General features: G+C 61.1%; 20 protein-coding genes. 6 read left to right on the top strand and 14 right to left on the bottom strand.

Translation table 11 applies throughout. The annotated features are described in order from the left end of the window. Nucleotides 1-90: 90 nt before the first annotated feature. The 3 genes from H7B90_RS29705 to H7B90_RS29715 all read right to left on the bottom strand — a co-directional run bounded on the left by H7B90_RS29705 (nt 91) and on the right by H7B90_RS29715 (nt 2,666). Nucleotides 91-1,062 carry an NAD(P)H-quinone oxidoreductase gene (locus H7B90_RS29705; RefSeq protein WP_185139521.1) on the bottom strand — a complete coding sequence of 324 codons (972 nt, stop codon included), beginning with the start codon at nt 1,060-1,062 and terminating at the stop codon, nt 91-93. A 170-nt stretch (nt 1,063-1,232) separates the two neighbouring features. Continuing rightward, entirely contained in the window at nt 1,233-1,994 is a 762-nt protein-coding gene (locus H7B90_RS29710) for a DUF2087 domain-containing protein (RefSeq protein WP_185139522.1), read from the bottom strand. 246 nt (nt 1,995-2,240) lie between these two features. Next, complete coding sequence (locus H7B90_RS29715; RefSeq protein WP_185139523.1) at nt 2,241-2,666, bottom strand: hypothetical protein; 426 nt, start codon at nt 2,664-2,666, stop codon at nt 2,241-2,243. Between the two features lie 290 nt (nt 2,667-2,956). Between H7B90_RS29715 and H7B90_RS29720 the strand changes: the two genes are divergently transcribed. Further along, the gene (locus tag H7B90_RS29720) at nt 2,957-3,148 is read left to right on the top strand and encodes a hypothetical protein (protein ID WP_185139524.1); all 192 of its coding nucleotides are present in this window, start codon (nt 2,957-2,959) and stop codon (nt 3,146-3,148) included. A 61-nt stretch (nt 3,149-3,209) separates the two neighbouring features. On the opposite strand, the gene pdaA is transcribed toward H7B90_RS29720, so the two are convergent. The 4 genes from pdaA to ku all read right to left on the bottom strand — a co-directional run bounded on the left by pdaA (nt 3,210) and on the right by ku (nt 7,387). Beyond that, nucleotides 3,210-4,025: a delta-lactam-biosynthetic de-N-acetylase gene (gene pdaA / locus H7B90_RS29725; protein ID WP_185139525.1), complete on the bottom strand. Its 816-nt coding sequence runs from the start codon at nt 4,023-4,025 to the stop codon at nt 3,210-3,212. 88 nt (nt 4,026-4,113) lie between these two features. Further along, complete coding sequence (locus tag H7B90_RS29730; RefSeq protein WP_246578550.1) at nt 4,114-4,935, bottom strand: AraC family transcriptional regulator; 822 nt, start codon at nt 4,933-4,935, stop codon at nt 4,114-4,116. Between the two features lie 494 nt (nt 4,936-5,429). Further along, complete coding sequence (locus H7B90_RS29735; protein WP_185139526.1) at nt 5,430-6,377, bottom strand: hypothetical protein; 948 nt, start codon at nt 6,375-6,377, stop codon at nt 5,430-5,432. Between the two features lie 176 nt (nt 6,378-6,553). Further along, a complete protein-coding gene (ku, locus tag H7B90_RS29740) occupies nt 6,554-7,387 on the bottom strand; it encodes a non-homologous end joining protein Ku (RefSeq protein ID WP_185139527.1) in 834 nt (277 codons plus the stop codon). A gap of 132 nt (nt 7,388-7,519) precedes the next feature. Between ku and H7B90_RS29745 the strand changes: the two genes are divergently transcribed. Both H7B90_RS29745 and ilvD read left to right on the top strand, forming a co-directional pair. Further along, nucleotides 7,520-8,191, top strand: coding sequence for a GntR family transcriptional regulator (locus H7B90_RS29745; protein WP_185139528.1), 672 nt, complete (start codon nt 7,520-7,522; stop codon nt 8,189-8,191). An 18-nt stretch (nt 8,192-8,209) separates the two neighbouring features. Continuing rightward, nucleotides 8,210-9,892, top strand: coding sequence for a dihydroxy-acid dehydratase (gene ilvD / locus H7B90_RS29750; protein ID WP_185139529.1), 1,683 nt, complete (start codon nt 8,210-8,212; stop codon nt 9,890-9,892). A 126-nt stretch (nt 9,893-10,018) separates the two neighbouring features. Here ilvD and H7B90_RS29755 read toward each other — a convergent pair whose 3' ends face one another. Both H7B90_RS29755 and H7B90_RS29760 read right to left on the bottom strand, forming a co-directional pair. Continuing rightward, on the bottom strand, nt 10,019-10,228 hold the full coding sequence (locus tag H7B90_RS29755) for a hypothetical protein (protein WP_185139530.1): 210 nt from the start codon (nt 10,226-10,228) through the stop codon (nt 10,019-10,021). Further along, on the bottom strand, nt 10,225-10,761 hold the full coding sequence (locus H7B90_RS29760; protein WP_185139531.1) for a TetR/AcrR family transcriptional regulator: 537 nt from the start codon (nt 10,759-10,761) through the stop codon (nt 10,225-10,227). Before H7B90_RS29760 ends, H7B90_RS29755 begins: the two co-directional genes overlap by 4 nt. A gap of 143 nt (nt 10,762-10,904) precedes the next feature. Here H7B90_RS29760 and H7B90_RS29765 point away from each other — a divergent pair, with 143 nt between their 5' ends. Continuing rightward, complete coding sequence (locus H7B90_RS29765; RefSeq protein ID WP_185139532.1) at nt 10,905-11,282, top strand: LysM peptidoglycan-binding domain-containing protein; 378 nt, start codon at nt 10,905-10,907, stop codon at nt 11,280-11,282. 82 nt (nt 11,283-11,364) lie between these two features. On the opposite strand, the gene H7B90_RS29770 is transcribed toward H7B90_RS29765, so the two are convergent. Next, a complete protein-coding gene (locus H7B90_RS29770) occupies nt 11,365-12,312 on the bottom strand; it encodes an aldo/keto reductase family protein (protein ID WP_185139533.1) in 948 nt (315 codons plus the stop codon). 189 nt (nt 12,313-12,501) lie between these two features. Beyond that, entirely contained in the window at nt 12,502-13,266 is a 765-nt protein-coding gene (locus H7B90_RS29775; protein WP_185139534.1) for a MerR family transcriptional regulator, read from the bottom strand. 208 nt (nt 13,267-13,474) lie between these two features. On the opposite strand from H7B90_RS29775, the gene greA reads away from it, so the two are divergent. Further along, complete coding sequence (gene greA / locus H7B90_RS29780) at nt 13,475-13,951, top strand: transcription elongation factor GreA (RefSeq protein WP_185139535.1); 477 nt, start codon at nt 13,475-13,477, stop codon at nt 13,949-13,951. Between the two features lie 128 nt (nt 13,952-14,079). On the opposite strand, the gene H7B90_RS29785 is transcribed toward greA, so the two are convergent. Beyond that, nucleotides 14,080-15,462, bottom strand: coding sequence for a hypothetical protein (locus H7B90_RS29785; protein WP_185139536.1), 1,383 nt, complete (start codon nt 15,460-15,462; stop codon nt 14,080-14,082). 44 nt (nt 15,463-15,506) lie between these two features. Continuing rightward, complete coding sequence (locus tag H7B90_RS29790) at nt 15,507-16,499, bottom strand: DUF4850 domain-containing protein (protein WP_185139537.1); 993 nt, start codon at nt 16,497-16,499, stop codon at nt 15,507-15,509. A gap of 149 nt (nt 16,500-16,648) precedes the next feature. Here H7B90_RS29790 and H7B90_RS29795 point away from each other — a divergent pair, with 149 nt between their 5' ends. Beyond that, the gene (locus H7B90_RS29795) at nt 16,649-19,885 is read left to right on the top strand and encodes a DEAD/DEAH box helicase (RefSeq protein ID WP_185139538.1); all 3,237 of its coding nucleotides are present in this window, start codon (nt 16,649-16,651) and stop codon (nt 19,883-19,885) included. An 86-nt stretch (nt 19,886-19,971) separates the two neighbouring features. Here the strand turns inward: H7B90_RS29795 and H7B90_RS29800 are convergent, their stop codons facing one another. Beyond that, nucleotides 19,972-22,242 (bottom strand): beta-glucosidase family protein, encoded by a 2,271-nt coding sequence (locus H7B90_RS29800; RefSeq protein ID WP_185139539.1) that lies wholly within the window; start codon nt 22,240-22,242, stop codon nt 19,972-19,974. Nucleotide 22,243 lies beyond the last annotated feature (1 nt).

Consider the following 22,243-nt stretch of genomic DNA (forward strand, 5'->3'; position numbering starts at 1 on the left):
TTCGGCGAACCGGCGAACCGGCGAAGTGGCGAATCGGCGAACCGGCGAATTGACGAACCGTCGGACGATCCGACGATCGGGACCGGGGATTTATTCGGAGACGCGAAGAACGATTTTGCCGATATTGCGATTGCCGACCATATGCGCATGGGCCTTCTCGGCTTCGTTCCAATCCCAGACGGAATCGACGACGGGCTTCAGCTTGCCTTCCGCGAAGAGGCCCGACGCGAACCCGGCGAATTCGGCCGTCAGCCGCTCCTTCTTCGCGGGCGGCTGGGAGCGGAGCGCCGTTCCGATCACTTGCAGGCGGCGGTACAGCAGCTGCCCGAGATCGAGCTCCGGCACCTTCGCGCCTCCCATCGTTCCGATCAGAATCAGCTTGCCGTCCATGGCCAATGCCTGCAAATTCTGCTCCCAATAGGAAGCTCCGACGAAGTCGAGGATGAGGTCGACGCCGCGGCCGCCCGTCGCCTCCCTCACGCGCGGCAGGAACGGGCCGGCCCTGTAGTCGATCGCTTCGCCCGCCCCGAGCGCGAGACACGCCTCGCGCTTGGCCTCCGAGCCGGCGGTGACGATCGAGTTCGCTCCGGCTTCCCGGGCGAGCTGGATCGCCGCCGTGCCGACTCCGCTGGCCCCGGCATGAATGAGAACCGTCTGCCCGGCCTTCAAGCCGCCGAGCCAGAACAGGTTGAGATACGCGGTCAGGAACGCTTCCGGAATGGAAGCCGCTTCCTCGAACGACATCCCGTCGGGAATCCGGATGCCCATCCCCTCCGGGATCCGAACCTTCTCGGCATAACCTCCGCCCGGGAGCAGCGCCATGATCCGGTCCCCCGGCTTCCACTCGCCGCTCGCCTCTTCGACGACGCCCGCCATCTCGAGACCGAGGATCGGCGAAGCTCCGGGGGGCGGCGGGTACAGCCCCCGCCTCTGCGCCAGATCGGCCCGGTTGATCCCGGCCGCCTTGACGCGGACGAGCACGTCGCCCGCCGAGTTGTCCGGCTCTTCCGTCTCGCCTATGTACAAGACCTTCGTCTTCTCGTCCTGCAGCACCGCTCTCATCATCGTTCTCCCCTATACGGTGGATTAGCGCCCCGAGCCGGACCGGCTTCCGTCCACTCTCGCTTCAGGTCTGCGCTTCTCTCTATTGTACCCCTAGTTCCCGCAAGGTTGAAGCTTCCCCGGCCGCGGGCGACAGTTCCGCATGACCGGGGCCATCGGTGCGAGGCTACTTATCTCTTGAGCCAGTAGCGGCTTCCGTCCGGTTGGCGGTCCAGGAAGCCGTACTCGATCATATATCTCCTCAGCGTGACGAAGTCGGGATAGCGCGCCTTGAGAATCTCGTTGACTTCCTTCTCCGTATATTTTCGATTCTCTTCGAACTGGCGGGCGAGATGGCGCAGAATGACGATCTTCCGCTTCTCCTTCCGCGGGAATTCGCTTAAGGGGCCGTCGAGCCCCTCTTTGAAGAACGTCCGCAAGATCTCCTCGTTCTCCTTCTCCGTGATCGCATAGCGCTCATCCGTCATCGTCGCGGTGCGGTGCGTCGTGATGAAGCGGTGCTGGCGTCCGGAGCGTTCGTTCGCAAGCTCCATGAGCGCGAGGAACACCTTCGCCTGCTTCATTCGCTCCCGGAGCGCGAACCGGTGATTGCGGATCGTGGAGGCGCTGCCTCCGCCGAGCTCCGAGACGATCTCGTTGTCCGGCAAGCCGGCGTTGAACAGATGCAGCAGACGCTTCTGCAAGTCCGTCAGTCCCGTCAGCTTCTTGTCCAGGCCGAGCAGGTAGTCGAACATGGAGCCGTGCTCCTTCTCGATATGGCGGCTGGCGAACTTGGCGGCTTCGTACAGGACTCCGTCCGACGGATAGACGATTCCCCGTTCGAACCGTTCGCCGCAGGCGAGGCAGACGTAACAATCCGCTTCTTCAAGATACGTATACCCCTGCTTCAAATCGCTCAGCGGCACTTCCCAGAACAACTCGGTTGCTTGCATTCGGGCCAAACCTTCTTTCGATTCGTTTGCTTAATATATAGACATTCTATTCCTCCATCCAGTCACTGTCAACTTTCAAGACTAGATGCCGAGTCGATTTGTCTAGCCTTCGTTTAGTATTAGGCGAGTTGTACGCCATTCGTCGAGCAACCAGTCTGCAGGTGGAGGGTCCCGTTGAATAAATAAAGGGCTGCCCCAAGGCGGAAGCCCTGAGTCAACCCTTGTCCCATCCCGAGTCTGGAAAAACTAAACGTAAATCTTGGTTATCCGATTGAGCGAATAAGCGGCGTTCGGATCGAATTGCCCGTTCTTCCCGACGACTTTGAGGTAATAGGTGTTCGTCATCGAAGGAGAATAGCGACCGACATAGTCGAACGTATCGGACGTCGTCGACGACATGAGAAACTGGCGGTTCTCGTCGTACAGATAGAGGTCGTAATCGAGGCCGGCCGGGCTTCTCAGCTGGAACAAACCGAACTGCCCCGCCGTTACTTTGTAGTAGTCCTCGTCCCCGGAAAAGGATAAATAGGATGTCAGGGATTCACTGTTCGGGAGAGGCACCGCGTTGTCGAACGAATCATTCGGTTCCCCCGTGTCCGCCGCGAGAACGGAAGCGGATAAAGCGAGCGATGAAGCCAGCAGCAACGTGAAAGCGACTCCTGATTTTCTCATAGAGGGCACCTCGTCTTGGATCTCGCACTCCCACGACAGGTCGGGAATGTCGGCCCCCTCATTGTAATCGGCTTGTCCCGGGCACGGTAGTGACGCCCGTCATCATGACGGCAGCGGACCGGTCATAGGCTTGACGTCTTAGATTAACCGCCCGGCCGCGCGCGTTCCTTGAAAAGGGGAAATCGCCGCTGCGGATTATACCCTTTTTATCCCCTTTTGGCGAGAGCATAATGAGATCATCCTTCAACGATTATCGACAGCCTCAATGGCAAGGAGAAAGGAGATTTCCCATGTTCCCGAACCCTTACGAGATCGAGACTCTGGAGCGCATGCGGCAAGAGGAGCTGAACAGACGCGATCGCCGGGGAGAGTTCATCGCTCGCGAAGCAGCCGAACCTTCCTTCTGGAAGCGATGGCTGTCCGGACGCCGGCGGAAGGAGACGATTTGCCCGTTGGAAAATAAAAAGATAACCTCCACGTAACGTGAGGAGGTTATCCCGCGAGCCGTTCTCTATAACTTCCGCGCACCCGGCATGCCGGCTTCTACCGATACTTCCGGACGTCCAGTTGGTTCAGCCTCTTGAATTCGTAGCCCTGCTGACGGGCCTCGTCGATGATTCGGCCGAGCGCTTCCGCATTGTCTCTCGACACCGAATGCAGCAGAATAACCGCCCCGGGGTGCAGTTGGCCCATCACGCTCGAATAGGCGTATTGCCATCCCTTCTGGCTGTTGACGTCCCAGTCGCGGTACGCCACGGACCAGAAGACGTTCGTGTAGCCGAGCTCGCGGCACGCCCCGAGCATCCGGTCGCTGAAGATTCCGCGCGGAGGGCGAAGGAACTTCATGTCCGACTGCCCGGTCAGACGGGCGACTTCCCGGCTCACCTTCTCCAGCTCCTCCTTGATCTGGGCCGTCGACACCTGCGACATATCCGGATGGCTCCAGGAATGATTGCCGATCAAGTGGCCCTCCAGCGCCATTCGCTTCACCAGCTCGGGCTGGTCCTTGACGAAGTGCCCGGTCACGAAGAACGCCCCCGGCGCCCTCTTCTCCTTCAGAACGTCGAGTATTCTCCCCGTGTATCCGTTCTCGTACCCGTTGTCGAACGTCAGGTACAGCTCCTTCTTGTCCGTGTTCCCGAGGAATATCGCCTCGTGCTTCTGCAGAATCGGCATAAATCCTTCCTCCGCGATCGAAGGCAGCTCGCCGTTCTTGCTCTTCTTGAAGCCGAAGTGGTAGGGGCGGACATCCTGCCCGTAAGCGGCCCCGGCGGAGGAGGCGGATGCCGGCGCCGAAGCGCACGCGATCCCCGTCCATAGGCAGAATGACGATACCAGAATTGCGGCGAACCTTCTCATTCATCGAACCCTCCCGGATAGTCTTCTGAACTATCCTGTCTCGGCGCGGGTTCGCTTATTCGTCCAGAACTGGCATATTCTTGGCCGGCTATTCGGCGCCGACCCGATAGAAGGCCGCGGACTTCGGCTCCTGGGACATGCGCCGGAGGAATTGGTTCATCAGCACGGGCAGCGAGATCAGGATGGGCGGATCGTCCAGCCGCGGCGGATAAAGCGTCACCTGAAGGGGCGGAACGGGCCGCTGGGGAGACACGACGATCGGGTCCTTCGATCGGGTCCGCAGCGTAGCCTGCGGAATCAGCATGTTCAGGGCGTCCGTATTCCAGGAGAGCGACGTGGCCATCAGATAATAGGTTCCCGGCTTGACCCCGGCCAACCGGAACGGACCTGCCGACGGAATCAACGTCCCGTACAGCGGCAGCCCTTCGGGAATCGGCTTCGCGAACAGGCCGATCAGCACGATTCCATCGAACGGCTCCTCCCCCCGGACTTCGCCTTCGATCCGGTCGAACGACGAAGAAGAAGCCTCGGGGGTCTGCCAATCCGACAACCGCTTAAGCGCTTCCAGGCGGTGATTGGCCTCATGCCGCGATTGGCGGAATTCGGAGGGGGTCATCCCCACCCGTCCGGTAAATCGGGTCGTGAACGTTCCGAGGCTCTGCTGCCCGACTTCGAGCGCGATGTCGCGGATATGCAGATTCGTGCGCAGCAAGAGATCCTTCGCCCTCTGCAGGCGCAAGGAAGAGATGTAGTATTGAGGCGAGAGCCCGATCCGCTCCTTGAAGATCCGCGTGAAGTGGAACGGGCTGTAGCCGGCTTCGCTCGCCAGCCGGGCCAACGAGAGCGGATCGTGAAGATGCCGATGAATATAGGCGACGACTTCATCGATCTCGGAATACCGCTCGGACAACGAACCTGCCCCTCCTTCGACCAGCGCGCGATTAGGAACATTTGTTCTCTTTTTGCATTTTACCATACTTTGCATGAATATGGAAAGGCCCTAATCTTAAAAAAACTAGATTAGACCATTACGCTTACGGAACCCGCACTGGTACATTTGGATTTGGACCCGATTCGGCCTCGAGAAGACGCTTTGCTTGATTTGTGTACGAAAAATCATATAAATCCTGCCTCGAAAAGGCGCCTTGCTCGATCTGTGTACGAAAAATCATACAAATCATGCCTTGAGAAGGCGCCTTGCTCGATCTGTGTACGAAAAATCATACAAATCCTGCCTTGAAAAGGCTCCTTGCTTGATCTGTGTTCGAAAAATCATACGCTCAAGCACGAGGTAATGCCCGCCATGTCGGCGGGAGTTGGCTTTTCAACCCGGTCTCGATAGACCTTGCGCTTCTTCGCGGAATGAGCTATGGAAGACGCGGACCCGATCGCGGAGATCGGCCGTCAACGTCCCTCGATCGTCTGCTCGTACCTCGCGTTCGTCCCGTCGAGCTCCTCTTCGACTCTCGCCCTCTCTTGCGCCAGCCGGCTTAACTGCCGCTCGACTTCCTCAATGCCCCGTTCCACGCTGTCGAACGCGTCGTTGATGCGCCCCTGGACGACCCAATCGGTCAAGAAGCCGTCGAAGAAGTAGTCCGCGAACGTCAGGAAGCCGCCCATCTCCACGCCGCTCGCGCCGGACCTCCATTCGAGATCGGCCAGTTCCTTCTCGAACAGTCTCAAGGCGTGCTGGGCTTCGTACATATGCTCCCTCGCTTCTTCGATGCGATTGTGCTTGATATGCGTGGAGATCATCCCGCCGCCCAGCATGTCGTAGGTGCCCCAATTGCGGGCGGATTGCAGCTTCTCCCGGGCTTCGTCCAGCCGGTCCAAGGCTTCCTGCCCGGCCTCTTCGGCTTCTTGCGTCTCCTTCAGCCTCGCCTCCAGCAACCCGGCCTCTTCGGAGAGAGATTCCAGCAAGCGACTCGTATCCGGGTCGTACCGGCGAATCCACTCCTCCTTCCGGCGAACGATCCTCTCGAGCTCCGCTTCGGCGTCGTCCACTTCGGCCAGCTGCCGGACTTCCTCGTCCCGCGAAGCCTCCAGCGCCCGGAGCGCCGCCTCGGCCGCGTCGTACCGGAGCTGCGCTTCCGCCGCTTCCTTCTCCTCCGCCTCAAGCCGCTCTTCCAGACGCCCGGTCAACCGGTACCACACTCGCGGAAGCGATGCCGATTCCAACCGCTCGACGTCCTCCCGCTCCTCGTTCAGCGAGCTCCGGCATTCCTCCGCGACCCGCCCCTGCTTCTCGATCTCTTCCTCCAGCTCCCGGATTCTCCGCTGCCGCTTCTCCTTCAGGCGAAGCCGCTCCCGCTGCCGCCTCAGCTGCTCGTTCCATTCCCTCAGCGAATCCATTCGCTCAGCCTCCTCGGACGCTCCCGATTCCCGCGTCAGACCGCGGCATTCGGCCGTTCTCTCCTCTTCTTGTACGCAGCGGAACCGGCAAAGTTGGCTTTCCCGCGAAAAAAAACGCCCCGGCCCAAGAAGGGGCAGGGCGGAGCGTCTTCGAGGGATCGGGACGGCGTACCCTCTCAATGAGGAGCACCCGGCTGATCCGGATTCGGCTCGGCGAATAAGGAGTCGGCCGCGACGAAGTCGAGGCTCCTGCGGAGCGAGGACAACAAATCCGCGCCGCGGCCTCCCCCGAAGTCCGCTTCCGGCCATTCCGGCGCGGCCGGGACCCGATCGGCGATCTTGCCGTCGATTAGCCGCTTCAACGCTTCGTTGTACCGGTTGACGTACCGGGCGCCGTCGAACGGAGCCGTCATGGCGCCCACCAGCTGCTGGAAGACGAACGAGAGGTCGTCCGTTGCCGGAGTCTCCTCTCTCCCCTCTTCCCTGTATGCGGGATTGGCGCGCACCTCGTCGGCATAGTGCATCGTGGACATCACGATGCCGTACCGGGTCGGTCGCAAGGCGGCCAAGCTCCGGACGGAACGAAGCGTAATGAAGCCGATCCCGGCTTTGCCGGCTTGGCGAAGCGAGCGATGCACGAGGCGATACGCTTCTTCGCCGACTTCGTCCGAGCCGACGTAATAATGCTTCTTCAAATAAACCGGTTCGATCTCGTCTTCGCGGACGAACTGTTCGACGACGAAGCTCCTGGATGCCGGCGGCGAGATCGCCTTCAGCTCCTCCTCTTCGATCTCCACCCGGTTCCCCCCGCCCAGATCGTAAATTCTCCGGATCTGGCCCGCCTCTACCGCCGTTTGGCACGTTTGACAATACCGAAGATGGGAGATCGGGCCCCCGCACTCCCGGTGGGCCGTCTTAAGCGCGATCTCCTTGTCCTCCGCGGCCGCGTACAGCTTGATCGGCACCTGGAACTTCGCGATCTGCAGCGTTCCCTTCCACATGGCATGCATCGCTTGCGCCTCCTCTTCCCGAATCTATCAACTATTCTCTGTATAGCCCGATAGAAGAAGGTTCATACGAGAAAAATAAACTTGCGCAAAATATACGTATGCGATATATTGCATATCAAAGGAGTGAAGCCGATGCCGATTCCACCCCGTTATTCGACTCCCGCCAGGATGTCCGCCAAGGAACGTTCGCTGTCCCAGATCCAACGCTGGATCATCGACGGAACGCTTCTGCCCGGAGAGAAGCTCGTCGATGCCGAGCTGGCCGAAGCGCTCGGCGTGTCGCGAACGCCGATTCGCGAAGCGCTGCAGCTTCTCGAGGTCCAAGGGCTCGTCGAGATGCATCCGGGCCGGGATACGAGAGTCAGAACCATCGAGAAGGAAGACGTTCTGAAGCTGTATCCCGCCCTTGCGGCCCAGCATGCTCTCGCGGCCGAACTCGCCGCGTCCCGGATCGCGCCCGAACAGATCGAACAGCTGAAGGAGCTTAATTCGCGATTCGCCAAGGCGATCGAGAACGGCCAACCTTACCAGGCCATGGAACTCGACGAGCAATTCCATAATCTGATCGTGGAGACTTGCGACAATCCGTACGTGGCCTCCTTCAGCGCATCCCTGCAAATCCATATCCGCCGGTTCAAATACGTGTTCCTAGCCCAGCCGATGGCGGCGACCGCGGCGTCGGTCCGGGAGCATGCGGCTATCGTGGACGCTCTCTCGATCCATGACGGGGAAGCCGCGAGCGCCATGATGAAGCAGAACCTGCTTCGGCCGATGCGCGAGCTGTACGAGCATATACAATCCTAAAGGAGAGGATGGAGAAATATGAAGAGCGACGAGGACTTGAGGATCCGCAGCAGCGCCGTCACCGACGGAGTCAACCGAATGCCGAACCGGGCTATGCTCCGGGCCGTGGGGTTCCAAGACGAAGATTTCAAGAAGCCGATGATCGGTATCGCCAGCACCTGGAGCGAAGTGACCCCGTGCAACATTCACATCGACCGTCTGGCCCGGGAAGCGAAGCGAGGGGCGCAAGAGGGCGGCGGAGCTCCGCTCGTGTTCAATACGATCACCGTATCGGACGGCATCTCGATGGGCCATGCCGGCATGCTCTATTCCCTCCCGAGCCGGGAGATCATCGCCGATTCCATCGAGATCGTGTCCGGCGCGCAGCGATTCGACGGCCTGGTCGCGATCGGGGGCTGCGACAAGAATACGCCCGCATGCCTCATGGCGATCGGACGCATGAACCTGCCTTCCGTCTACGTTTACGGGGGGACGATCCAGCCGGGCAAGCTGGACGGTCGGGACGTCAACATCGTCACGGCGTTCGAAGCGGTCGGCCAGTATCTCGACGGGCGCCTCGACGACGAGCAGCTGCACCGGATCGAATGCAGCGTCTGTCCGGGAGCGGGCGCTTGCGGCGGGATGTACACGGCCAACACGATGGCTTCGGCCGCGGAAGCGCTGGGCATGGCGCTGCCGGGGTCCTCTTCCGCCGCCGCGATCGCTCCGGCCAAGGAAGCCGAATGCGTCGAGGCCGGACGGCTTGTCGTCGAGCTGCTCAGGAAGGGGATCTATCCGCGCGACATCATGACGAAGCAAGCCTTCGAGAACGCCATCACGGTCGTCATGGCTCTCGGAGGATCGACGAACGCGTTCCTGCATCTCTTGGCGATCGCTCATTCGGTAGGAGTCGACCTGAAGATCGAAGACTTCGAGCGAATCCGCCGAAGGGTTCCCCATCTCGCCGATCTGAAGCCGAGCGGCAAGTACATGATGCAGGATTTGTCCGATGCGGGAGGGGTGCCGGCCGTTATGAAGCTGCTGCTGGAGCGCGGGCTTCTCCACGGAGATTGCCTCACGGTAACCGGCAAAACGTTGGCCGAGAACTTGGCCGAAGCGGCGCCGCTGAAGGAAGGCCAAGATGTCGTCCGTCCCTTCGATCGGCCTCTGAAGCCGACGGGCCCCCTTGTGCTGCTGAAGGGCAATCTCGCCCCCGAAGGAGCCGTGGCCAAGATGTCCGGCTTGAAGAAGCTGCGCTTCACGGGCCCCGCGCGCGTCTTCGACAGCGAAGAAGCGGCGACGCGAGCCATCGAGAACGACGAGATTCGCAGCGGCGACGTGCTGATCATCCGCTACGCGGGGCCGAAGGGCGGACCCGGCATGCCGGAGATGCTGTCCGTGACGGCGATGATCGTCGGCAAGGGCTTGGGCGAAGACGTCGCGCTGCTGACCGACGGCCGATTCTCGGGCGGCTCGCACGGCTTCGTCGTCGGGCACGTCGCCCCCGAAGCGCAGGTCGGCGGCCCGATCGCCTTCGTTCAGGACGGCGATCTCGTCACGATCGACAGCGAGACGCAGGAACTGAAGGTCGAATTGCCGGACGAGGAGCTGCGTCGAAGAGCCGAGCGCTGGGCTCCGCCTTCGAACAAGGCGAGGACGGGCGCGTTGGCCAAGTACGCTCGGCTCGTATCCAGCGCTTCCAAGGGCGCGGTCACGGAATAAGTCCGGCCCTCGCCCGGAAGACCCGAAGCGGCCAACAAGATAAGGCTCTTGTCGTCCCTGGGATCGGCAAGAGCCTTACTTGGAAAAGCCGCTGTTGTGCATTCGCGTGCAAGCATGCCGTTCGCCTCAGCCCCGTCCGACCGTGCGGCTCTTGCAGCCGCCGGACCGGCCGCGGATCAGGATGCCGACCGACAGAACGATCGCGATCATCGGGAACGCGGCGGCGCATGCCTCCAATCCGTTCTTCGCGTGGGCGCCGGCGGCGGCGATTCCGAGGACGGCCAGCACGGCGGCGGCCGCGATGCCCATTCTCAACATTCCGGACTGCTTCCTCATTCGAGTTCCTCCCTTCTATGCGCCATCTTCTTAAACTTCATCAATTCCGGCAGCTCCAGCACGATCGACATCGTAATCAACTGGCCCGTCCCGATGAAGCGGCTCGCCTCCTCTTCCGCGTTCGGATAGCCGGCCTCGCGAATCCGCCCGGTCAAGTACGAGTGAATGTCCCGGAACATCGCCTTCACGCGCTCCCGAATGAACGGTTCGGCGATCACGTGGGCTTGCATGACCATCAGCATCTCGTCCCGATGGGTCTTCAGCATTCGCATGAACGCTTCCCCCATCCCGTCGAGCAGCCGGGCGTCCTCCGCCCTCGTATCCTCGAACGCCTCCCGCATGCGGCGAACGGCCCGGTCGATGACGGCGACGAAGAGCTCTTCCTTGTTCTTGAAAAAATGAAAGACATACGGCTGCGTAACGCCAGCGGCGGCCGCCACATGCGCCGTCGTCGTCTTGTAGTACCCCCACTCCGCGAACAGAGCGACGGCTTTGTCGATGATCTGTTCCCTGCGGTCTTCGCGAACGGCCATGATCCCCTCCAGATGATTTATTGATAAATAAATCATAAAAGATTTGGATGCGAGAGTCAAATTCCGTTGTCCCGCCGGAACCGGACACGCGGCCGATCCATATCGTATATAGACGAATGACCCAAGAAAATGGAGGATTGCCCATGGACACCCGCTTTTTCCCGCCGGTCGGCTTCGGCCCTCGTCCGTTCTTCCGCCCGTTCCCCCATCCCTTCTTCCCGAACCGGTTCCTGTTCCCGTTCTTCTTCTTCTCGCCGTTCTTCTTCCCCTTCTTCCGCGACGGCGAGCAGAACGAAGGCGTCTATGCCCATCATCAGGTCCGGGCGGGCGATTCGTTGGATCGGATCGCGCATCAGTACAACATTCCGGCCCCGATTCTGGAGGAAGCGAATCCGCATCTGTCGAATCCGGCCGCTCTGCAGCAAGGCGAGACCGTCGTCATCCCGAGAATCTCCAACATGCACTGCCAGAAGACGTATGCCGAAGCCGCGATGCCCGCATACCCCATCCAGGGGAAGTGACGCCGCGACGGAAAAGAGACCGGGCTTTCGGGCGGCCGCAAGGCCGCCGTACTCGTTCGGTCTCTCTTCTTCTCATATCCCGTTAAGCCAGAATCTCTTCGATGCGGTCGATAACCTCTTGCGGCAGGACGACGCCGGATGCCTTCGCGTTCTCTTCGAGCTGCGACGGCTTGGTCGCCCCGACCAACGCGCTCGCGACGCCTTCGTGGCGCAGGATCCAGGCGATCGCCAGCGTGGAGAGGGACAGGCCGAGCTCCTTCGCCACCGCGTCCAGCTTGTCCACCTTGCGAAGGTGGTCGTCCGTCAGGAAGCCCTTGATCCACATGTTCGTCTTCGGGTCGCCGGCGCGGCTTCCTTCCGGGAGCGGCTGCCCGAGACGGTACTTCCCCGTCAAGACGCCTTGCGCCAGCGGCGAGAACACGACCTGCGAGATGCCGTTCTTCTCGCTGACAGGAAGCACGTCCGCCTCGATGTTGCGGTAGAACATGCTGTATTGCGGCTGGTTGACGACGATGCGATCCAGCAAATATCGATCCGCGACATGAAGCGCTTCCTGAATCTGGGCCGCCGACCATTCGCTGACGCCGACGTACAGAACCTTGCCTTGGCGGACGAGATCGTCGATCGTGCGCAGCGTCTCCTCGACGGGCGTATTCGGATCGTACCGATGGCAGTAGAAAATGTCGACGTAATCCTGCTTCAGCCGCTTCAGACTCGCATGAACTTGCTCGAAGACGTGCTTGCGGGACAAGCCCCGGTCGTTCGGCCCTTCGCCCATCGGCCAGAACGCCTTCGTCGCGAGCACGTAGGATTCGCGAGGGTACCTCGGCAGCACGTCGCCGAGCATTTTCTCGGCTTCGCCTTGCTCGTAGACGTTGGCCGTATCGATGAAGTTGATGCCCAGCTCGAACGCGCGGTCGATCAGCTTGGCGCCGACGTCTTCTCCCACCGTATGCCCGTAGGTCATCCAGCTTCCGAAGCTGATCTCGCTGACTTGCAGACCGCTTCTTCCCAATCTTCGGTATCTCATGAATACGCCCTCCTTCGGAGAAAATAAGCCTCGGCGAACCCGATGGGCGGCATCGTGAACGCGTGTTTACAATTTTACCATTCCGGAGCGAGGTTATCAATCCAGAGAGCGCGGCCGGGCGCGAATGGACATCAAGGGACGGCGCCGATTCGCGCCGCCCCTTGATTTTCGCTTGCTTTTCGCATCCTCTTACGCCTGAATGCCCGTGTACGCGAGAATCGCGTCGCGGAGGAATTCCGCCGTTCCCGGCTGCTGGACGTCGTAATGAGCCTTGAAGCGCTCGTCCTCGACGTACATTCTCCCGAGACCGGCGTGCGCCTCCGGACTGTACTCCGTCCAATAGTGCAGGAGCCAGCGCTTATGAAGCTCGACCGCTTCGCGCGCCTTCTCGCCCGCCGGATCCCCCGTCTCGAACGCTTCGGCCAGCTTGCGGGTCAATTCCTCGGCGAGGCGGGTCGCCTCGGCGTGCTGCTCCTGCGTCATGCCCATCAGCTTCTCGTTCGAGCGGTTCACGACGTCGTCGCCGTATTTCTCGCGCACCTCCTTGCCGTACTTGTTCTCGTTCTCTTCGATCATCTTCCGCTTGAAGCCTTCGAATTTATCTTGGTCGCTCATGACCGTTCTCCCTTCCGCTTGCGCGATCGATTGGTCGACGTTGGCGATCAGTCTGTCGAGCTGCTCTCTTCGCTCCAGAAGCTGGCGGCGATGTTCCCTCAGCGCCTGGACGCCGTCGAAGTCCTTCGAGGAGACGATCTCCTTGATCTTCTCCAGCCCGACGCCGAGCTCCCGGTAGAACAGAATCTGCTGGAGCCGGTCCACCTCCGCGGGGCCGTAAATCCGGTATCCCGACGAGCTCGCTCTGGCCGGCTTCAGGATGCCGATCTCGTCGTAATAGCGGAGCGTCCGGGTACTGATGCCCGCGAGCCTTCCCAGCTTCTGAACCGTGTATTCCACTTCCGATCGCCTCCCGTCGACATAAACGGTACACCTTTACGCAGCGTCAAAGTCAACCCTCATTTTTGCGCGGCTTCCGACATTTTTCGTTTATTGACAAATGACCCCAACGAATTCTAATATGTAAATTTGAACGACCCGTCACCGCCCGCCGCAACCGTTGCCATATAAGCTACACTATACCCGATCGATCGAGGAGATGTCAGGGATGTCCAACGAAGAAGTCATCTTGACCGCCGAAGGCAAGCGGAAGCTCGAGCAAGAGCTCGAACAACTCAAGACGGTCGGCCGCAAGGAGATGGCCGAGAGAATCAAGATCGCGCTGAGCTACGGAGATCTGAAGGAGAACTTCGAGTACCACTCCGCCAAGAACGACCAAGCGTTCATGGAGACGCGGATCCAGACGATCGAGAAGATGCTCAAGAAGGCGCGCGTCGTCGAGGGCACCGACGGATCGACGGTCCAGGTCGGCTCGGTCGTCGTCCTCAACGACGTCGAGATGGCCGAGAAGGTCGAATACCAGATCGTCGGCACCGCGGAAGCGGACGTGCTGCAGAACAAGATCTCGTACGAGAGCCCGATGGGCGCCGCCTTGATGGGCAAGAGCGTCGGGGACAAGATCAGCGTCAACGCCCCGATGGGCGTCATCGAGTACGAGCTGCTCGAGATCAGAGCCGGCTCCTGACCGCGCGGACGATCAGGGCCATCCCGACCGTCATCCAGAATGACTTGGGGATGGCCCTATTGTTTTTTCCTGCGCTAAACCGGTTGCGAAGACGGCCTGAAGGTCAAAATTCCGCAACTACTCCCTGTTCAATGTCCCGCGGGAATCGTAACCTCCGTCTTCCAGTCGATGCCCCACTCGACGAGCAGGTTGGTTACGGACACCCGAAGCTCCTCGGCTTCCTCCCCGAACGGGTTCTCGATGAACGCGTCGTATCGCTCGCCGCTTCCGGACCCGCTCTGGCCTATATTCTTCTCTTCCCCGTCGGCGTTAAAGACGCGGACGATCAACGGCAGGTTGACGCTGTTCCGTTCCCGGTCTTCTTCGCTCATCTCTACGGGTATTGAATTCGGAGTCTCCGATGCTAGCCGCACATAAGGCTTCTTCAATCCTTTATCGGACTCGTATAGGATCGAGAAGTCGAGCCCGCGTTCATCGTAAATCAATTCGTTCAGCAGGATGTCCGTATGGAGCAGCCGGTCGATCCGCTCGTTCGAATCTATTCGCACCGTGCCTTGCCGCTTGCCGATGCCCTCTTTAATCTTCGCTCCGTCCAGCGTGAATTCGAAGCCGAGATCCCGGTCCATGTAGCGGACCGATTCCCACTCGATCGCGATGCGACCGGGACGCTTATTGAACGGCTCGAATCCGACCGCGGAGAAGTTCTCCACGATGCGAGCCTCCCGCGTCTCTCCTTGGTCCGTCCTCAACCGGACCGATACCTGCATCGGCTTGCTTCGATCTCCGTTCGGAGCCGAGAACCGGAAGAAGAGACGGTTCTCCGTTGTCCCCAACTCCAACCGGTCCAGCTCCAGCTTCCGGTCCGCATCGCCGTACGATTGCCCGATGGGATAGGTCTCAACGATCTCGTTGGATGCGCGATAGTCCACCGGCAACGACACGGAGGGCAGCGCGGTCGCGAACAAGTCTCCCTGGCGGACGGAGAGGTCGATCAATTCGAGACCGCTCCATTCATCCAGCGCTTTGCCGTCTAACCAGAATGGGTTGGTTACGGCGCGGCCGTACAATCGGCCTTGATAGTAAACCCCTTCGTTCGGAGACCAATTCAATGTAAACAAGGAATGTTCGGACGGATCTGCCTGCCCGTTCTTGACCCGGAAGCTTACGACGGGCGCTTCTCCATCCGCCGGCAGCGACTTTAAGCTAACGCTGTAGAAAAAAAAGATATTCGCGCGATTCGCCCAAACCTCGTGAATCATGACGCTGTCCGACGAGTCCGGCACCGGTATTTCCTTGTCGAAGTCGCGGGTCAGCCCCAGCTTCTCCGCGCGTTCGAGCCCAGGCGTTTTCTCGTATTGATAGGCTTTGACCTGCTCCCATTTGTCTGCCTTCACGATGCCTCGAGCCCCCGTCTCCGTCGGCTCCCGCCAGAACCAGACGGCGGCAGCGATGGCCGTGAGCAAGACCGCGATGACGATGCTCGTTATCGGTTTAGCGCGTCGTGGCTCCATGTCGACCCTCCCTCCCTCTCTCTCCCTCTTCCTGCCTTCCATGCTCAGCCGGATATCGCTTCGCCGTAGACTGTCTCGAAGAACGACAGAATCGAGTCGTTCAGATCCTTAAGCTCTTCCTTGGCCGACAGGGTCATGCTGCCGAACCGGGCTCCCTCCTCTCCTCCGTGCTGCTCGTACGCGGCCCCTCTCGTCGCATAGCCCTTCTGCTCGCTCGCCAGAGAGAACTCGATCACGCTGTCCCCGATCGTCTTCGAATCGGTATAGGGCATCGGATCTCCCGGGAACGACTGCTCCTCCGCCCAATCCCGCAGCTTCGGGAAGTAGCTGCCGATCGAAGAGATCGCGCAGCCTTGGCAGCCCCCGCCCGTATCGTACGCGACCAGAGACTCCTTGTCGTCGTCGGGGTTCATAAGCTCGAACCGGTAGGAACCGTTCGCTCCCACCGTCGCCTCCTTGACGATCCATCCTCTCGGGGCGACGACGAGGTAGCCTTGGCCGTCGAAGCCGAGGTTCATCCAATAAGCGGCGAGCGAGTCGGCTTGATCCTCCGGGATCCGGAACGCGACCGTCGCCAGCGGAGCCTCGGGCACGATGGACGGCGGCGATCCGTTGTCGACTCCGAACGCAGCTTCCGCGCCGTAAAGCGGCAACTTGACGATCGGATCGCCCTTCCCGGCCTGGAAGCCGACGGTTCCGCTCTCGATCAGGCGCGGCAGCGGATCGCCGTTCGCGTCCAGGCTCGGCTCCGGAAGCGGAGGCTCGTCGCTGGAGGTCTGCGAAGCCGAAGCGGACGGCGCCGGGGTCGCGCTTACGGATGCGGATGCGGTTGGAGATGGGGCTGCTGGTAAAGATGCGGACGAAGTCGGAGATGCGGGATCGGATGCCGAAGCGGATGCTGGTGCAGATACGGATGCGGATACGGATGCAGTCCCGCTAGGCTCGCCGGCCGAAGAAGCGGGAGTCTTCTCTCCGCATGCGGTTAGACTTACTAAGATAGCGGCTGCGAGGATCGGGGCGGCGATACGTCTGTACATGAGATACCTCCGGTTGTCGGGTTCGTTGGATTCTCCCATTATAACCCAATTCCGGAACGGCCGCTCCTGCCCGAGGGGCTATTTTCTGATATGATGATAGGTACCTAGATTTCCGCGCGAACGGGATAAGGAAGGAACCGAACGACCTCATGAAGATGAATTTGACCAACGATCTCGTCAAACAGCTGTGCGGGAGGCTGTCGTACGAACGGGGGACCGCCTACTTCCGTTCCGGCAAAACCGTGCTGACCGTCTACGATCCCGAGACTCCCTTGTACGAAGGAACGGTTCTCGGGGGCAAAACCGAATACCGCGCCTCCGTCCGAATCGGACCGAACGGCCGCTGGGCAGCCGAATGCACCTGCCCGTCGCTCGGCTCCTACGATCTGTTCTGCTCCCATGCCGCGGCCGTCCTGCTCTCCGCTCTCGACGTCCGGAAGGCGGAGAAGACGCCCGCATCGCAACCCGAACCTGAAGAGAGGCTCAGCTGCGAGCCGGAACGCTTGGAGTCCGAGTTGTCCGAGCGCGTTCTTCGCCTGTTCGGACCGGGAGGCGGCCTCAAGGAGCCGGTGCTTAGGCTGTTCGACGAGCGGGAGGTTCTCGGCCTGGAATGGACGTTGTCTCCCGTCCCGTCCGGCAACCGAGGATACTTGTTCGGCATCGCGATGAAGCTGGGGCGGAATCGCCTGTATCCGGTGTCGAAAATCAGGGAGTTCCTCGACCTCGCGGGCCGAGGCGAAGCGGTCGAGCTGAATCGGCACTTCGTCTACGATCCCGGGATACACGTCTTCGCTCCGGAGGACGAGGCCGTCCTCCGCGAGCTGATCCGCATCCGCGAGAACGAATGGCTGTACCGGGAAGCGTCCGGCCTGTTCGGGCCGGCCGCCCGCGGCCAGGCCGCCGAGAGGACGCTGCTTCTCCGCTCCCCTTCGGTCCGGACGGAGCATGACGGCGAGGCGTACGATCGGCTCGAACGCTCGGACGAGCCGCTGCCGGTCCGCTTCGAATTCGATCAAGCGACGGGCGGCGGCTTCGGGCTCCAGATCGAAGGCCTCGAGCGGGTGACCGCGATGGAAGCATACGGCTGCATTCTGCAAGGCGGGAAGCTGCGCGCGGCGTCGCCCGAAGTTTGCCGCCGCGTCGCGGAGCTGAAGCGATGGGTCGCGGACGCCGGCGTTCGCCGGATCCCGATCCGGGCCGATGAGGCGGAGGCTTACGTGGAACGCGTCCTGCCTGGCTTGATGGAGCTGGGAAGCGTGAACGTCTCTCCTTCGGTCGCCGACAAGATGGTCCGGACGCCCCTTCAGGCCAAGCTGTATTTGGACCGGGTCAAGGACCGCCTGCTCGCCGGGCTGGAATTCCGGTACGGGGACATCGTTATCGATCCATCGGAAGCGTCCGGCCGCCGCCGGGCCGAGAGCCGGATACTCGTGCGGGACGGCGAGAAGGAGAGAGCGATTCTGGCGCTTATGGACCAGAGCTTCGTCGCCAAGACCGAAGGCGGGTACTTGATCGACGGAGAGGACAACGAGTACGAATTCCTCACGCAGGTCGTGCCCCGGCTGGAGAAGCTGCTGCGAATCTACGCCACTTCCGCCGTCAAAGAGAGGTTGCACCCTGGGCCCGTTCATCCGCGGGTAACCGTCGAGGTTGACGAGCGAACGGACTGGCTGGAGCTAAGCTTCGATATCGACGGCATTCCCGATTCGGCCGTCCGGAACGTCCTGCGCTCCTTGGCGGACAAGCGCAAGTATTACCGGCTTCCGAACGGGGCGCTGCTGCCGCTCGAGAACGAGCGCTTCCGCGAGATCGTGCGCCTTCTGAACGAATTCGGCATCCGCGGCAAGGAATTGACCGGCTCCTCCCTGCGCCTTCCGGCCGTCCGCGGGCTGCTGCTGACGGATACGGGGGATCGCGGTTCCGCCGTCGTGCTGGGCAAGTCGCTGCGGAAGCTGATCGAGAGCCTGCGGAACCCGGACCATTCGGAATTCCCGGTTCCGGAGCGGCTCCACGCCGAGCTGAGGGATTACCAGAAGTACGGCTTCCAGTGGATGAAGACGCTGGCCCGCTACGGCTTCGGCGGCATACTCGCGGACGACATGGGGCTCGGCAAGACGGTGCAGAGCATCGCCTACTTGCTCTCGGCGCTGCCCGATATCCGCGCCGAGGGCCGTCCGGCGCTCGTCGTCTGCCCGGCTTCCCTGCTATACAATTGGCGCAACGAGCTGGGCCGGTTCGCTCCCGACATCCGGGCGATCGTCGCGGACGGCGAGCGCGAACGCCGCGTTTCCCTGCTGACTCGCCTCGATGCGGACGTCATTATCACCTCGTACCCGCTGCTGAGGCGGGATCTCGACTTGTACGGGAAGACCGAGTTCCATACGATTCTGTTGGATGAAGCCCAGACGATCAAGAACCACGCGACCCAGACGGCCAGAGCGGCGAAGGCGATACGATCATCCTATCGGTTCGCGCTGACGGGGACGCCCGTGGAGAACTCCCTCGACGATCTGCGGTCGATCTTCGAGGCGGTATTCCCGGGCCTGCTCCCCGGCCGGAAGGAGTTCGCCGAGCTTCCGCGCGAGGCGGTGGCGAAGCGGATCCGGCCGTTCGTCCTGCGGAGGCTGAAGGCCGACGTCCTGCGGGAGCTTCCGGAGAAGATCGAGACGCTGCAAGCGTCCGAGCTGCTGCCGGAGCAGAAGAAGCTGTACGTCGCCCATCTGGCCAAGCTCCAGCAGGAGACGCTGAAGCATCTGAGCGTGGACGGCTGGAAGAGGCACAAGATGCGGATCATCGCTGGCCTCACCCGTCTGCGCCAGCTCTGCTGCCACCCCGCCCTCTTCGTCGAAGGGTATGATGGAAGCTCGGGCAAGTTCGAGCAGCTGCTCGAACTTGTAGAGGAATGCCGCAGCGCGGGCAAGCGGATGCTCGTCTTCTCGCAGTTCACCGAGATGCTCGGCCTGATTCGCCGGGAGCTCGGATACCGGGGCGTCTCCTTCTTCTACCTGGACGGACAGACCTCCGCCTCCGAACGGATCGAGCTTAGCGCCCGGTTCAACGAAGGCGAGCGGGAAGCGTTCCTCGTCTCGCTGAAGGCCGGCGGCACCGGCCTGAACCTGACCGGGGCCGACACCGTCATCCTGTACGACCTGTGGTGGAACCCGGCCGTCGAGCAGCAGGCGGCGGACCGCGCCCACCGGATCGGCCAGAAGAAGGTCGTGCAGGTCATTCGGCTCGTCGCCCAGGGCACGGTCGAAGACAAGATGTACGAGCTGCAGCGGAGAAAATCGAACTTGCTGGACGAAGTCGTCCAAGCCGGAAGCGAATCGTTGTCCGCCCTGTCGGAGCAGGACGTCCGGGAACTGCTGTCGCTCGACGGAAGCTGACCGATTCCGGCGAAAAGCAATATTTAACGACATGAATTCATGTCGTTAAATATCAAGAAAAGGCCCTAAACAGGGCCTTTTCGCGATTAACCGACTTGATTCAACTGCTCCAAGATGCGATCGAGATGCTCTTCGGACATCGCCCCGCCGCTGAAGGAGATCAACGCGCGAAGAGGCATATATTTCATGATTGCCTCCATCATGCCCGAAGCGTCCCCATGTTCCCCCAGATCACCCATCGGGTTCTGCCGCTTCATGATCTCCTCGACGATCGGACGCCTTGCCGGATCGGCCAGAAGATCGCCGAGGATCGTATTGCGGGTCGCCCTGGCTCGGATGACCGTCGTCGATTCGACCGCGATCGTACCGGTGAGCGCGATGTCTCGGGACGACTTGCCGATCAGAATCTCGAAGACGCCGGTATCGACCCGCCAATCCTTCCGTTCGGCGTCGTAATAAGCGAACGATCGCTTGTCGAGCGTGAACGTCACCGTCTTCCGTTCGCCCGGACGCAGCTCTACCTTGGCGAATCCCTTCAATTCCTTCTCCGGACGGATGACCTTGCTGTCGACTTCGCGCACGTATAACTGAACGATCTCCTTGCCGGTCCGGTCTCCCGTATTCTCTACGACGACCTGCACGTCGACCGTCTCGTCGTCGCGGATCTCGTTCTTTCCGATCACGAGTTCGGAGTAGGCGAAGCTCGTATAGCTCAGGCCGTGGCCGAACGGGAACAGCGGTTCGATTCTCTTCTTGTCGTAATACCGGTATCCGACGAACACGCCTTCCCGGTACTCCGTCCGATCCCCTTCCCCGAAGTAGAAGAGGTAAGAAGGGTTATCCTCCAGCCGCTGAGGGAACGTCTCGGCCAGCTTGCCGCAAGGATTCGCGTCCCCGAACAGCAAGTCGGCGATCGCGCCGCCCAGAGCCTGGCCGCCCAGGTACGCCTCCAGCACCGCCTTCGCGCTTCCGATCCAAGGCATCTCCACCGGCGAACCGTTGCTTAGCACCACGACCAAGTTCGGCTGCGCCTTCGCCACCGCTTCGATCAGCGCCGCCTGATTGGCCGGGATTCGCAGATGCGTGCGGTCATATCCTTCCGACTCGTACCTTTCGGGCAAGCCGGCGAACAACACGGCCACGTTCGCTTCCGCCGCCGCGCGAACGGCTTCCTCCGCCAACTTGGCATCCGCGTCATCGCTGTCCAGGTTGTAGCCTTGAGCGTACGCGACGTTCGCGCCGTCTCCGGCGACTCTCTTGATCTCTTCCCGGATGTCCTCCAGCCTGGTCGGTTTGACATGGGAGCTTCCGCCGCCCTGATATCTCGGGGAGGCCGCAAGCGCCCCGATAACGGCGATGTTGCCTTCCCGGGCTAACGGAAGAATGCCGTCCTCGTTCTTCAGCAGCACCATGCTCTCGCGGGCGACGACGCGGGCCAACCGGTGATGAGCATCGGCGTTGTAGCCTGCTCCCTGCTTTTTGTTATCGACCGCTTTGAAAATAATGCGCAGCAAACGCTCGACCGCCCGATCGAGCTTCTCTTCGGGCAGCTTGCCGGCGCGAACGGCCTCAACGATCTTCCGCTCGCCCGCGCCTCCGCTGGCAGGCATCTCGAGCTCCAAGCCGGCGGCCAGAGCGTCCGCTCTCTCGTTGACGGCGCCCCAATCGGACACGACGAAGCCTTCATGGCCCCATTCGTCCTTCAGGATATCCGTTAGCAAGTATTCGTTCTCGGAAGCGAAGGTTCCGTTGACCTTGTTGTACGAACACATAACGGTCCACGGCTGCGACTTCTTGACGGCGCCTTCGAAGCTCGCCAGATAAATCTCCCGCAGCGTCCGTTCGTCGGCGACGGAGTCGGACGTCATCCGGCGATGCTCCTGGTTGTTGGCGGCGAAATGCTTCAGCGACGTTCCGACGCCTTGGCTTTGGACGCCGCGAATGTGATGGGCGGCCATCTCGGAGGACAAGTAAGGATCCTCCGAGAAATATTCGAAGTTCCGGCCGCACAGCGGAGACCGTTTGATATTCGCGCCGGGGCCGAGCAGCACCGCCACGTCCTCCGCCTGGCACTCCTCTCCGAGCGCCTGCCCCATCTTCTCGATCAATTCCCGATCCCAAGAGCTGGCGACGCCGGCCGCGGACGGGAAGCACGTCGCCGGCACGCTGTCGAAGATGCCTATGTGGTCGGCCCCTTCCTTCTGCTTGCGAAGGCCGTGAGGCCCATCCGTCACCATGATGGATGGAATACCGAGCCGTTCGACTCCCTTGAGCCGCCAGAAGTCGAGACCGGAGCACATGCCTGCCTTCTCCTCCAACGTCATTTGCGAGATCAACTTTTTCAAATCGCGTTCCATG

The sequence above is a fragment of the Cohnella xylanilytica genome (genome assembly GCF_014212175.1).
GTDB classification, from domain to species: Bacteria; Bacillota; Bacilli; order Paenibacillales; family Paenibacillaceae; genus Cohnella; species Cohnella xylanilytica.

Bases quoted from the DNA above. Each gene is read 5' to 3' on its own strand.
- pdaA (WP_185139525.1), bottom strand. From the start codon at position 4,025: ATGAGAAGGTTCGCCGCAATTCTGGTATCGTCATTCTGCCTATGGACG.
- ilvD (WP_185139529.1), top strand. From the start codon at position 8,210: ATGAAGAGCGACGAGGACTTGAGGATCCGCAGCAGCGCCGTCACCGAC.
- H7B90_RS29735 (WP_185139526.1), bottom strand. From the start codon at position 6,377: ATGGATTCGCTGAGGGAATGGAACGAGCAGCTGAGGCGGCAGCGGGAG.
- H7B90_RS29720 (WP_185139524.1), top strand. From the start codon at position 2,957: ATGTTCCCGAACCCTTACGAGATCGAGACTCTGGAGCGCATGCGGCAA.
- H7B90_RS29795 (WP_185139538.1), top strand. From the start codon at position 16,649: ATGAAGATGAATTTGACCAACGATCTCGTCAAACAGCTGTGCGGGAGG.
- H7B90_RS29710 (WP_185139522.1), bottom strand. From the start codon at position 1,994: ATGCAAGCAACCGAGTTGTTCTGGGAAGTGCCGCTGAGCGATTTGAAG.
- H7B90_RS29715 (WP_185139523.1), bottom strand. From the start codon at position 2,666: ATGAGAAAATCAGGAGTCGCTTTCACGTTGCTGCTGGCTTCATCGCTC.
- H7B90_RS29770 (WP_185139533.1), bottom strand. From the start codon at position 12,312: ATGAGATACCGAAGATTGGGAAGAAGCGGTCTGCAAGTCAGCGAGATC.
- H7B90_RS29705 (WP_185139521.1), bottom strand. From the start codon at position 1,062: ATGAGAGCGGTGCTGCAGGACGAGAAGACGAAGGTCTTGTACATAGGC.
- H7B90_RS29755 (WP_185139530.1), bottom strand. From the start codon at position 10,228: ATGAGGAAGCAGTCCGGAATGTTGAGAATGGGCATCGCGGCCGCCGCC.
- H7B90_RS29765 (WP_185139532.1), top strand. From the start codon at position 10,905: ATGGACACCCGCTTTTTCCCGCCGGTCGGCTTCGGCCCTCGTCCGTTC.
- ku (WP_185139527.1), bottom strand. From the start codon at position 7,387: ATGCATGCCATGTGGAAGGGAACGCTGCAGATCGCGAAGTTCCAGGTG.
- greA (WP_185139535.1), top strand. From the start codon at position 13,475: ATGTCCAACGAAGAAGTCATCTTGACCGCCGAAGGCAAGCGGAAGCTC.
- H7B90_RS29785 (WP_185139536.1), bottom strand. From the start codon at position 15,462: ATGGAGCCACGACGCGCTAAACCGATAACGAGCATCGTCATCGCGGTC.
- H7B90_RS29800 (WP_185139539.1), bottom strand. From the start codon at position 22,242: ATGGAACGCGATTTGAAAAAGTTGATCTCGCAAATGACGTTGGAGGAG.
- H7B90_RS29745 (WP_185139528.1), top strand. From the start codon at position 7,520: ATGCCGATTCCACCCCGTTATTCGACTCCCGCCAGGATGTCCGCCAAG.
- H7B90_RS29760 (WP_185139531.1), bottom strand. From the start codon at position 10,761: ATGGCCGTTCGCGAAGACCGCAGGGAACAGATCATCGACAAAGCCGTC.
- H7B90_RS29790 (WP_185139537.1), bottom strand. From the start codon at position 16,499: ATGTACAGACGTATCGCCGCCCCGATCCTCGCAGCCGCTATCTTAGTA.